The organism is Sulfurimonas sp., from assembly GCF_023228785.1.
In the GTDB taxonomy this organism is placed as follows: Bacteria; Campylobacterota; Campylobacteria; order Campylobacterales; family Sulfurimonadaceae; genus Sulfurimonas.
The window spans coordinates 63422-76387 of sequence record NZ_JALOAN010000006.1 but is presented as its reverse complement, the minus strand read 5'-3'; the positions used below and the strand labels follow the sequence as shown (position 1 = coordinate 76387).

General features: G+C 33.7%; 9 protein-coding genes. All 9 read left to right on the top strand.

The window, feature by feature from the left end:
• Nucleotides 1–437 (top strand): TolC family protein (locus tag M0Q24_RS02700; protein ID WP_295046876.1); only part of this gene is annotated, 437 nt, incomplete at its 5' end.
• Nucleotides 434–1576 (top strand): efflux RND transporter periplasmic adaptor subunit, encoded by a 1143-nt coding sequence (locus M0Q24_RS02695; RefSeq protein ID WP_295046874.1) that lies wholly within the window; start codon nucleotides 434–436, stop codon nucleotides 1574–1576. The genes M0Q24_RS02700 and M0Q24_RS02695, both read left to right, overlap by 4 nt.
• A 1-nt stretch (nucleotide 1577) precedes the next feature.
• A complete protein-coding gene (locus M0Q24_RS02690; RefSeq protein ID WP_295046872.1) occupies nucleotides 1578–4703 on the top strand; it encodes an efflux RND transporter permease subunit in 3126 nt (1041 codons plus the stop codon).
• A gap of 251 nt (nucleotides 4704–4954) precedes the next feature.
• Nucleotides 4955–5950, top strand: coding sequence for a type I glyceraldehyde-3-phosphate dehydrogenase (gap, locus tag M0Q24_RS02685; protein WP_295046870.1), 996 nt, complete (start codon nucleotides 4955–4957; stop codon nucleotides 5948–5950).
• Nucleotides 5950–7188: a glucose-6-phosphate isomerase gene (locus M0Q24_RS02680; RefSeq protein ID WP_295046867.1), complete on the top strand. Its 1239-nt coding sequence runs from the start codon at nucleotides 5950–5952 to the stop codon at nucleotides 7186–7188. Before gap ends, M0Q24_RS02680 begins: the two co-directional genes overlap by 1 nt.
• Nucleotides 7189–7190: 2 nt before the next feature.
• Nucleotides 7191–8846 carry an alpha-glucan family phosphorylase gene (glgP, locus tag M0Q24_RS02675; RefSeq protein WP_295046865.1) on the top strand — a complete coding sequence of 552 codons (1656 nt, stop codon included), beginning with the start codon at nucleotides 7191–7193 and terminating at the stop codon, nucleotides 8844–8846.
• Complete coding sequence (locus M0Q24_RS02670; protein ID WP_295046863.1) at nucleotides 8846–10060, top strand: phosphoglycerate kinase; 1215 nt, start codon at nucleotides 8846–8848, stop codon at nucleotides 10058–10060. Before glgP ends, M0Q24_RS02670 begins: the two co-directional genes overlap by 1 nt.
• A gap of 101 nt (nucleotides 10061–10161) precedes the next feature.
• Nucleotides 10162–10437 (top strand): hypothetical protein, encoded by a 276-nt coding sequence (locus M0Q24_RS02665; RefSeq protein ID WP_295046861.1) that lies wholly within the window; start codon nucleotides 10162–10164, stop codon nucleotides 10435–10437.
• Between the two features lie 26 nt (nucleotides 10438–10463).
• Nucleotides 10464–12965, top strand: coding sequence for a sugar phosphate nucleotidyltransferase (locus M0Q24_RS02660; protein WP_295046859.1), 2502 nt, complete (start codon nucleotides 10464–10466; stop codon nucleotides 12963–12965).
• Nucleotide 12966 lies beyond the last annotated feature (1 nt).

Below are 12966 nucleotides of genomic sequence, written 5' to 3'. Positions count from 1 at the left end.
GATATGATAAAACCCATCCAGAGGGACTTGAGAATCAAAATAAGCTAATGCTAACTCTAAATATGAGACTTTTTGATATGGGTGTAATTACTAAACAAAAAGAGGCTCTTTTACTTGAAGAAAAAGCACTACAAAGTGAAGTAGAGTATGCAATAAATGAGCAAGATGTAAATGTAGAACTTGCAATGCTAAAGATAGGAACAACAAAAGCGCAGATAAAAAGTGCAAAGAGTTCTTTAGAATCGGCCGAGAGTGCATACAATACAATTTCAGAGAAATATGAAGTTGGTTCGGTAGATAATGTTACATATCTAGATGCTCTAAGTGTGAGAACTAATGCAAAATCTCAGTATGAAAGAGCACTAAATAATCTTCAGATCTCTTACGCTTCATACTACTACCATACAAATAAAAATATCAAGGAATATGTAAAATGAGAAAAATAAAACATACAATTATAGCTTCAACTCTAGCTATGATTTTACTGCCATCTATATCACTTGCAAAAGATGCTCCAGATGCAAATCAAAAACAGATGCCTGCACCAAAAGCAGATATTTATGTGATACCTAAAGCTCAAAACATACCCGTTGATTTAAAATATCCAGCTCAAATAGAGTCTTTTCAAAATATAAATGTAGTTTCAAGAGTTCTTGGTATTTTGCAAACAAAGCACTTCACAGAGGGTCAAAAAGTAAAAAAGGGAGATCTCCTCTATGAGATAGAAGATGATATCTATGCTGCTATGGTAGATGCTGCAAAAGCGTCTGTAAAGATGAATGAAGCAACCCTGCAAAAGGTAACAAGAAACTGGAACAGGATCAAAGAGCTATACTTAAAAAAAGCAGTAAGTACTCAAACTAAAGATGAGGCTCTATCATCTTATGAAGAGGCTTCAGCCGCTCTTTTACTTGCAAAAGCGCAACTACACCAAGCGCAGATAAACTTAGATCATACAAAAGTAAAAGCACCTATAAGTGGAACAACGGGGCTTAAAAAGGTTGATATTGGTAGTTTAGTATCTGCCACTCCTGCAACAGAACTTATACAAATAACACATAATGATGTAGTTTTTGCATCGTTTTCTATGCCTCTAACTGACTTTGCAAATTTTAAACATAAGATCTGGTTGATGCCTGAGAATAACAAAGTAAAACTATCTGTAGAAGTAGATAATAAACTAACTGATATAAGTGGAGAGATCGATTTTATAGATGTAAATGTAGATAAAAATACAGCTACTGTAAAGATAAGAGCAAAGATTGACAATAGTGAAGGCTTCTTAATGCCTGGTAGCTTTGTGCGTGTAGCTCTACATGGTATAACTGAGAAAAATGTTATTACGATTCCTCAAAAAGCAGTTTTACAAAACCCTCTTGGAACAATTGTTATGATAGAAAAAGATGGCGTAGTAGGTGTAAAACCAGTTACTCTTGCAAAAGAGAGTGGTGATTATTTTATCATCAGAGATGGCCCTCTTCAAAGTGGTGATAGAGTTATTGTAAACAACTTTTTTAGATTAAAGCCAGGTGCAAATGTAGAAGTAGATAAGATTATTAACCAAGAAGGGAACTAAAATGTTTTCTAGATTTTTTATATATAGACCTATTTTTGCAACTGTATTATCTCTGATAATAATTATTGTTGGGATATTGGCAATGTTTAAATTACCTGTTCAAGAGTACCCATCCGTTGCTCCTCCACAAATAACAGTACAAGCTATATATCCTGGTGCAGATGCAAAAACATTGGCTTCAACTGTCTCAACAACACTTGAAGAGGCTATTAATGGCGTTGATGACATGATATATATGACTTCAACTGCATCTCCAAATGGGGTTCTTACTCTAAGTGTGTATTTTGAGGTTGGTACAGATGTAGATCAGGCAAAAGTAGATGTAAACAACAGAGTTCAACTTGCCAATGGAAAACTACCTCCTGAAGTAACTAGACAAGGCATAAGCGTAAAAGAGCGCTCTCCAGATATAGTAAAAGTTATAGCATTTACATCAAAAGATAGTGTAAATGATAGTACTTTTATCTCAAACTACTTAAACATAAATGTAATGGATGATCTAAAAAGGATTACAGGTATTGGTGAAGCGATAATTTTTGGACAAAAAAATTATGCTATGCAAGTTTGGATAGATCCTGATAAGCTTTCGCATTATGGATTGATCCCAACTGATATCACACAACTCATCAGAAGCCAAAATGCACAATACTCAACTGGATCTATCGCAGCTGAGCCTATGAAAGAGATAAAACCTTTTACCTACTCTCTTACTACAAAGGGTAGATTAAAAACAGTTGCAGAGTTTCAAGAGATTATAATTCGTTCAAATGATGATGGGTCAACTCTTAAACTAAAAGATATTGCAGAGATAACTATTGGTGCGGATAGTATAGATACAATGAGTACATATAATGGTGAGGCTATGATGCCTGTTGGTATCTTTCTAGCTCCTGGTGCAAATGCTTTAGAAGTATCTAACAGTGTTGATGAAAAACTCGAAGAGTTATCAAAAAACTTTCCAGAGGATCTAGAGTATCACTTTCCATATGATGCAACTCTCTTTGTGGATGAGTCTATCAATGAAGTTATAAAAACTCTTCTTGAAGCTGTTGTTTTTGTTACTATTCTTGTATATCTGTTTTTAGGTAACTTTAGAGCTACTCTTATTCCAATTTTAGCTATTCCAGTCTCTATACTTGGTACATTTGCAGGTCTCTATATCGCTGGGTTTTCTATAAATCTACTTACACTTTTTGGTCTTATTTTAGCGATCGGACTTGTTGTTGATGATGCTATTATTGTTGTTGAGAATGTTGAGAGGATCTTAAAGACAAAAGCTGTAAGTGTAAAAGAGGCGACGCTAGAGGCTATGAGAGAACTTACTGCTCCTTTGATTGCTATTATTTTGGTTCTCTCGGCTGTTTTTATTCCAGCGGCATTTACTGGCGGCTTTAGTGGTGTTATGTATCAGCAGTTTGCTATTACGATTGTAATTGCAGTATTGATCTCTGGTATAGTAGCTCTTACTCTAACTCCTGCACTCTGTCCAATCTTTCTAAAAGATCATGAGGCAGAGCCTATTTGGCCCATAAGAAAGTTTAACCAATTTTTTGATTGGTTGACTACAGTTTTTGTAAAGGTGACAAAACAGACTATAAGATTGTGGTTTTTCTCTTTAGCCCTCTTTGCAATTCTTTTGTACTCAACAGTCTCAATACTAGACAAAATGCCAACTGGTTTGGTTCCAGATGAGGATAAAGGTGTCTTGTTTGGACTAACTTTTACTATGCCATCTACATCAATGGGTGAGACTGCAATCATTGCAAACGATGTTGCAAAAGAGTTAAGAGAAAATCCAAATGTAGATTCAACTGCTGTTATTACTGGACTTGACTTTATAACATCTGCATATAAATCTGACTCAGCTGTTATCTTTGCAAAGTTAAAGCCTTGGGATGAGAGACCAGATCCAGATCAAAGTGCTCAAGCATTAGCTGGAAAATTTATGATGCAACTTATGCAAAATAAAGATGCTTTTGTTATCCCAGTAGCTCCACCTCCGATTATGGGTATGAGTACAACTGGTGGTTTTGAGATGTGGATCCAAGATAGAACAGGTCAAGATATACAAACGCTAGATCTATATGTAAAAGAGATAGTCCAAAAAGCGTCACAAGATAAAAGGTTAACAGCGGTTAGAACGACACTAAACACTAATGTACCTCAATATCTTTTAGAGATAGATAGAGTAAAAGCCAAATCTATGGGCATTAAAATTGAGGATATTTTCACAACGATTCAAAGTACATTTGGAAAAGGCTACATAAATGATCTAAACTTCTTTGGTAGAACTTTTCATGTAAATATACAGTCTGAGTCAAAGTATAGATCTTCAGTGTTAGAGTTTAAAAATACTTTTGTAAGGGCAGATAATGGCTCACTTACTCCTGTTAGTGAGCTTGTTAAACTTACGAGAAAAGTAGATGCAAGCGTTATCCAAAGGTTTAACATGTTTACATCTGCACAAATAACTGGTTCTCCCGCTCTTGGATTTGCTTCAAGTGATGCTACAGAGGCAATAGAAGAGATCTCAAAGAGTGTGCTCCCAGATGGTTACTTTATAGCATGGGGTGGAACTACATATCAAGAGAAAAAGCTAGAATCAGAGGGTAACTACACATCTATATATGCGATTATTTTTGTCTTTTTAATTCTTGCTGCACTCTATGAGAGTTGGAGTATTCCACTAGCTGTAATTATCTCTATACCATTTGCAATTTTTGGTGCGGCTATTGCTGTACTTTTGAGAAGTTTAGAAGCAGATATTTATTTTCAGGTTGGTTTAGTTACCTTGGTCGGACTATCCGCCAAAAATGCCATCTTGATCGTAGAGTTTGCGATGGAAGAGTTAAGAGCTGGTAAAACACTCTATGATGCTACTATTGAAGCTGCTAGACTTAGGTTTAGACCTATTGTTATGACATCTTTGGCGTTTATTGCAGGAACACTTCCACTTGCACTAAGCTCAGGAGCTGGATCTGCAAGTAGGCATATAATTGGTACAACTGTTGTTGGTGGTATGATAGCCGCTACTCTAATTGGAATACTTTTTATTCCCCTGTTTTTCTATATAGTAATGAGGCTAAAAGCTAAACTAACTAAGGAAAATAATAAAATAAAATTATAGTTTTTATGATACTTCCACGTCCCACAAGTTAAAAAAACTTGTGGGAGTTTTACTTATATATCCTTGCTTAGAGTTAAAAGCTATTTTTCATCTCTCATTGTCCCTAATTAAAGTATTTATCAAAACAAATAGTGTTATTATGTTTATATCATAAGATTTTCTCTGCTAGAGTTTTCTTTTGCTAAAAATAATATTAACCTTTGTTTAACTACCAAATAGAGTAAAGTTAATACAAAAAAAAGGATTTGAAAATGTCAATAAAAGTAGCAATAAATGGAACAGGTCGTATAGGTATAATTGTCGCTAAAATCGTCACAAGTAGAGATGATGTAGAGTTAGTCGCAATTAACACAACAGCAAAAGCTGAGATGCTAGAGTATCTTTTAAAGTATGATAGTGTTCATAAAGGTGTGGATTCAAAAGTCATAGATGAGAAGACTATAGAGATAAACGGCAAAAGAGTCGCAATGAGCTCTACTCGTAACATAGAAGAGTTAGAATTTGGCAAACATGGCGCAGAGATCGTCATCGAGTGTACTGGTGTCTTTTTAACTACAGAAAAAGCAAAAGGCTACTTAAAAGATGGTGTTAAAAAAGTTGTTATGAGTGCTCCTGCAAAAGATGATACTCCAACTTATGTTTTAAATATCAATACTGACGACTATAAAGGTGAGGCGATTATCTCAAACGCAAGTTGTACTACAAACTGTTTAGCACCTCTATGTAAAGTTTTAGATGATGAGTTTGGGATCAAAAATGGTCTTATGACAACGATACACTCATATACGAATGATCAAAATATTCTTGATGTAAAACATCCTAAAGATATGCGTCGCGCACGTGCAGCTGCTATCAATATGATCCCAACAACTACAGGTGCTGCAAAAGCAATCGCACTTGTTATGCCAAACCTTAAAGGCAAGCTAAATGGTTATGCTATGCGTGTTCCAACTCCTAACGTCTCAGTAGTTGACTTAACTCTAAACCTAAAAAAAGATGTTACAGTTGAGCAGATTAATGCTGCATTTGACAAAGCGTCTAAGACTAACTTTGCAGGACTTTTAGAAGTTGACAACGACAAAAGGGTCTCTTCTGACTTTATAGGATCTAAATATAGTTCAACTTATATTCCAGATATGACAAGTGTTGTAGATGGTAACACTGTTAAGGTCTTAGCATGGTATGATAATGAATGGGGGTATAGTGAAAGATTAGTAGATATGTGTGTGTTTGTTGGAAACAACTAATGCTTTCATTTTCTAGCCATTTTTTACAAAAATCTTTTTATCAAGATGCTAAAGATTTTAATGAAATGCTTGAATCTTTGCGTAAAGAGATGGATGGAGATGAGGTAGGTTACTATAAACTACCTCAAAATTCTAAAAATTTACTACAAAAGTTAAAATCTATGGATACAGATAGATTCTCTCAGGTGGTAATTGTTGGAATAGGTGGATCTTCTCTTGGTATAAAAGCGATTAACTCCATTTTAAAGCCCATAACTACTCACGCAAAAGAGATGATTTTTTTTGAAAATTCTGATCCTTTGACTATTTCGGAAAATATCTCTAAAATAGACAAAGATAGAGCTTGCTTTTTTATAGTATCAAAATCAGGATCTACAATTGAGACAACCTCAATCTTTAAAACACTAATAAAACATTTCAGTCTTGAACTAAACAATGCTACAAATATATACGTGATAACAGATAAAGACTCTTATCTCTCAAAATTTGCCACATTTTACAATATAAGAGAGTTTAACATTCCTCATAATGTTGGTGGGCGTTTTTCAGTTTTAAGTGCTGTAGGTGTAGTGCCTCTCTACGCGGCAGGATATGATGTTGAATCTATCTTAGATGGTGCAGCAGAGTTTCAAAAGAGTTTTTTTGACGGACATGAAAATCATCTACTAGAAAAAGCAAACTACATATATGCTAACTCAAATAAAGAGAATATAAATGTAGTCTTTTCATATGCAGATAGGCTAGAAAATTTTACAAAGTGGTATGTTCAACTTTGGGGTGAATCTTTAGGGAAGCTAGACGAAGATGGCAAGCATGTTGGACTAACTCCTATCGGTCTTATAGGTGCAGTTGATCAACACTCTTTTTTACAGTTAATTATCGAAGGACCTAATGATAAAAGTGTGACTTTTATCAATATAGAAGACTTTAAAAACTCTCTGAGTATACCAGACATCACACTCCATGGTATAGAGCAAACTGACTTTATTAATAAGCAAAGCTTTAACAAACTCATAAATGAGCAATGCAAAGCTACAATGCAAAGCCTGATACAATCTGGTGTCAGTTCAGACACCATTACATTAGATGAAATTAGTGAGAAAAACATAGGTGCCATAATAATTTATTATGAATTGTTGACTTCACTAATAGGTAAAGTTCTACACATAAACACGTATAACCAACCAGGGGTAGAACTTGGTAAACAAATATTATATAAAAATCTAGGGAGTAATTAAGCATGAAATTACAAAGTTATCATATAAAAGACAAATATAAAACCTCAGTAGCGTACTTCTCTATGGAGTTTGCCATAGATCAAGCACTTAAGATATATTCAGGTGGATTGGGATTTTTAGCAGGCTCACATATGCGTTCTGCATATGATTTAAAACAAAATATGATTGGTGTTGGAATATTGTGGAGTTTTGGCTATTACGACCAAGAGCGTAATGAAGATCGTACATTAAACCCAAAATATACTAGAAAATTTTACTATTTTTTAGAAGAATTACCAGTAAAGGCTACTGTAAGAATCAACAATAAAGATGTGGTAATTAAAGCTTTTTTGCTTCGTCCTGATGTTTTTGGAACAGCTCCAATGATTTTACTATCAACTGATACAGATGAAAATGACTTTTTATCAAGAACAATTACACATAAACTCTATGAGGGAAATGAAAGAACACGAATCGCTCAAGAGATTGTTTTGGGAGTTGGTGGTGTTAAGATCTTAGAAGCTATGGGTCAACAAATTGACATTTATCATATGAATGAAGGACACGCTCTTCCTTTAGTATATGAGTTATATCCTCGTTTTAATGATATAAATGAACTTAAAAATCATGTTGTATTTACTACTCATACTCCAGAAGCTGCAGGAAATGAGATTCATAACATACACCTCTTAGAAGAGATGGGATTTTTTAGTGGAGTAGATCTAAAAACTGTTAGAGAGATCTCTGGTTATGAATATGATGATAACTTTAGTCTAACAGTTGCAGCTCTAAGAAGTGCTAAAAGATCAAATGCAGTCTCTAAAATACATGGAACTGTCGCAAATGAGATGTGGAAGGATGTAGATGGAAGGTGTGAGATTATCTCTATTACAAACTCTCAAGACAAAAAATACTGGACAGATAAGACGCTTATTCGTGCACTAGATGAGCATGAAGATTATCAGATTGAAGCTAGAAAAAAACATCTTAAGAAGATCCTTTTTGATGAGGTAGCAGATCAGACTGGAAAGATGTTTGATCCAGAAGTATTAACTATTGTTTGGGCTAGAAGATTTGCAGAATATAAGCGTCCTGGACTACTAAAATATGATTTTGATAGATTTGTAAAACTCATAACAAATGAGGAGAGACCAGTTCAGATAATATGGGCAGGAAAACCATACCCAACTGACTTTGGTGCTGTAAATATTTTTAATGAGCTAATAAAAATCAGCCATAGATATAAAAATATTGCTGTTCTTGTTGGTTATGAACTATCTCTATCAAGACTCCTAAAACAAGGAAGTGATATCTGGTTAAATACTCCTAGAATTACTAGAGAAGCAAGTGGTACTAGTGGTATGTCAGCTACAATGAACGGTTCTATTCACTTCTCTATAAATGATGGATGGCATCCTGAATTTGCAAGAGATGGTAGAAATGCTTTTACTATACCTGAGCTAGATCACAAGTTAAGTATAGAAGAGCAAGATAGATTGGATAATAAAAACATGATGGATATTTTAGAAAATACTATTATTCCAACATATTATGACAATTCAAAAAGATGGGTAGAGATCATGAAAAATGCCATGGGTGAAATAGAACAAGATTTTCACTCTGGAAGAATGGCAGATGAATACTATGTAAGAATGTTTGACTATAGCAAGACAAAATAATGACTTCAAATATAAAATATATGAGCGGTGTTAAAGGCTTAAAAGATATAGATGTTGATGGTCAAAGAGTCTTAATAAGAGTAGATTTTAATGTTCCTGTTGACTCACACAATAACATCTCAGATGATAGAAGAATTCGCTTAGCACTGCCTACTATAAACTACTGTATAGATCATAATGCTAAATCAATTGTCTTAGTAACGCATTTTGGTCGCCCAAAAGGCTCATTTAATGAAAAATATAGTCTTGTCCATATTAAAAAAAGATTAGAGAGACTCTTAGAGAGAAAAGTTGAGTTTATTAAGGATTTAGAGAGCTCTAAAGATATAGTCTGTGCATCTTCATCGCAAGAGATATTTTTACTAGAAAATATAAGATTTCATGAAGGTGAGAAGCAAAATGATAAAGGGCTATCAAAAAAACTAGCCTCACTTTGTGATCTATATGTAAATGATGCATTTGGAACATCTCACCGCAAACACGCTTCAACTCATGGAATCACTGAGTTTGTAGATACAAAAGTTGCTGGTTTTTTAATGATGAGAGAGATAGAAGCCTTCTCTAAAGCGCTAGAAGATCCTGTTCGTCCAATTGCCTTAGTTATTGGTGGAGCAAAGATATCATCTAAGATAACTCTTCTTGAAGCAGTTTTACAAAAAGTTGATAAACTCATAATTGGTGGAGCTATGAGCAATACATTTTTAAAAGCACAAGGCTACGATATGCAAAAGTCTCTCTATGAAGAAGACTTTGTATCTACTGCTGCAAATGTTTTACAAGAGGCTAAAAAGTTTGGTGTAAAGGTCTATCTGCCAGTTGATGTGGTCATAACTGACTCTATTGAAAAACCAATAAATGTAAGAGTAGTACCTGCACAAGATATTTTAGAGGGTTTTATGGCTGTAGATATTGGTCCTGCGACACTGAAACTATTTACTCAAGCAGTAGAGCTTTCAAATACAATTATTTGGAACGGGCCTATGGGAATCTATGAGATAGATAACTTCTCTAAAGGAACTTTTAAATTAGCTAGTGCAATTGCTGATTGTTATGCTTATACTATTGTCGGCGGTGGAGATACTGCAGATGCAGTTGATAAGTGTGGAGAGTCTGATAATTTTAGTTTTATATCTACTGGTGGTGGAGCTTCTTTGGAGCTTTTAGAGGGTAAAATATTACCAGGCTTTAAAAATCTCAATAGAGTAGTAGAATAAGAAATAGTGATTTCACTTAGTTGAAAAGGTACTACTTCAAATCTCTATGATAAAATAATACTAAGTGATATTATAAAACTAAATTCATAAAGGAGATAATCATGCTAAAGGTAACTAAAAAAGGTGATAAGGCTTGGGTAACATTTTCAATTATGCCAGAATCTGAGTGTGAAGTATTTTTGTCTGGAGAGTGGAATGAATGGCAAGATGAAGAGATGAAAGTAAAAAAAAGTGGTGAATATTATTTGACAAAAGTGCTAAGTTGCAATCAATCTTATGAGTTTGGATATAAGATTGATAGTAGATGGATTTGTGATAACGAAGTCCAAACAGTAGAGTCACCATTTGGATCAAAAAACTCTCTTTTAAAATTATAAAAACAAATAAACTTTAGGAGCTTAACATGAAAGCAGTAGTTATGGCAGGTGGATTTGGTACTCGAATCCAACCATTGACACATTCAAGACCAAAACCTATGTTACCAATAATGAATAAGCCTATGATGGAGCACACAATGATGATGCTCAAAGATTTAGGTATCAAAGAGTTTATCGTTCTTTTGTATTTTAAACCAGAAATTATTCAAGATTATTTTAAAGATGGAAGCGATTTTGGGATCAAGATAAGCTATGTTGTTCCTGATGGAGATTATGGAACTGCTGGAGCTGTGAAATTAGCGCAAGAGCTTATTGGTGATGATAATTTTATAATTATTAGTGGAGATCTAGTCACTGATTTTGATTTTAAAAAGCTCTTTGATTTTCATAAAAAGAAAAAATCCAAACTCTCTATAGGTTTAACTTCTGTTGAGAATCCTTTACAGTTTGGTGTTGTTATAGCAAATAAAGATAGTGTAATTGAAAAATTTTTAGAAAAGCCAAGTTGGGGAGAAGTCTTTAGTGATACGATAAATACAGGTATTTATATAATAGAACCAGAAATTTTAGAGCATATACCTACAGGTGAAAATTTTGACTTTGCTAAGGATCTTTTTCCTTTGCTTATGAAAAAAAATATAGAGCTTATGGCTTGTAATTTAAAAGGTTACTGGAGAGATGTTGGTAATCCTGAGAGCTATAGAGAAGTTTATGATGATATTTTAAACCATAAAGTAAATTTTAAAATCCATGGCAAAGAACAAAAATATTATGATGGAGTTCTTTATAGCGATGAGATATATGAACTCGATAAGTCTGTTGAGATTACAGGTACAGTTCTTTTAGGAAAAAATGTAAAAATAGGAAAAAATGTAAAACTAAACAATGTAGTTATCGGTGACAATGTAGTTATTAAATCATCTTGTAAGATTAGAAATAGTGTGTTTTGGGAAAATATAAGTGTTGGTAGAGGTGCAAAGTTAGATAATTGTATAGTTTGTAATAATAACGAGATAGATATAAATGTAACAGCAAAAGCTGGTTTGATCCTCTCTGAGGGTTGTGAAGTTGGAGAGCTAACAACATTTCAGCAAGATGTTGTAATTTGGCCCGATAAAAAAATAGAGGCAGCTTCAATAGTTAGTAATAACCTTGTCTTAGGTAGCAAATATAAAAATTCTATATTTGAAGATGGAAGTGTCTCAGGTAAGAGTAATGTTGAACTCTCGTGTGAAATGGTTACAAAACTAGCTGAAGCCTTTGCTTCTCAGTTTCCAATAGGATCTAATATCATCGTAGGTAGAGATCATGATAAAAGTTCTCGTATGCTCAAACGTGCTTTTTTAGGGGGGTTGTTATCTTCTGGTTTAAATGTTATAGATATTAAAGATGCTCCTCAGCCTGTTATTAGGCATGAAATTGTAAACAATGACTCTGTCGTCGGTGGAGCTAATTTTAAAAGATGTACTCTCGACACACTTAGTTCTGAAATTACCCTCTTTAACGAAGATGGAATGAAGATAACAACAAGTTCATCAAATAGCATAGAAAAAGCATTTTTTACAGAGAAGTTTCGTAGAGTAGATTATTCACAAATTGGTAGTATTAAAGAGACTCCTCATCATGCAGAGTGCTTTAGATACAAAAAAGCAGTAGAGAGTAAAATTAACAATGGCATCATCAAGTGCGGTACTTTTAAAGTAGTAGTAGATCTGATGCATGGCATAATATCAGACATAATGCCATCTATACTAAACTCTATAGGTGTGGAAAATATAGTTTTAAACACCTATTATGATGAACATAAGTTAGCTAACATCGCACTCTTAGAAAAAAATAGCGCAACAAATACATCAGTAATAGTAAAGAGCTTAGGCTACGATATGGGAGTTCTGATTCATCAAAATGCTAAAACGCTAAGTTTGATAACTGAAAAAGGAAAAATATTAAGTAAAGTAGAACTACTTTATAGTGTATTGGAACTTTTAAATCTATCTGTTATAGATAAGAAAAAAAGAGTTTTTTTACCAACGTGGGCACCAGATATAAAACACTTTGAAAACCTTGAAATAGATAGTGGTAAGTACTCGGATTTTAAACCAAAAGATCTTATGAAGTATGATCTTATAGCTACGGTTGATGGAAACTTTGCTTTTACTGAGTTTAGTTATACTCGTGATGCAATATATTCAACTCTCAAGATTATGGAACTTATAAGTTGTCATAAAGTAAAACTCTCCAATCTTGCTGCATCTATAGAGGAGTTTTACTATAAAACTTTTAAGATAGATTGTGCTCAATCGCTTAAAGGCAAGATGATGAGAAAATTCTTAGAAGATGCAAAAGATAAAAAATCATCCACTGATGATGGGGTTAAAATATGGGAGAATAAAACAGACTGGATTTTAATGATTCCGGATCAATACAATAATCATCTCAATATCTATATTCAAGCAAAAGATGATAACTCTGGTGAGGCTATTTATGAAAAATATAGTGATAAAATTTTAAAATGGTCAAAAGAATAAA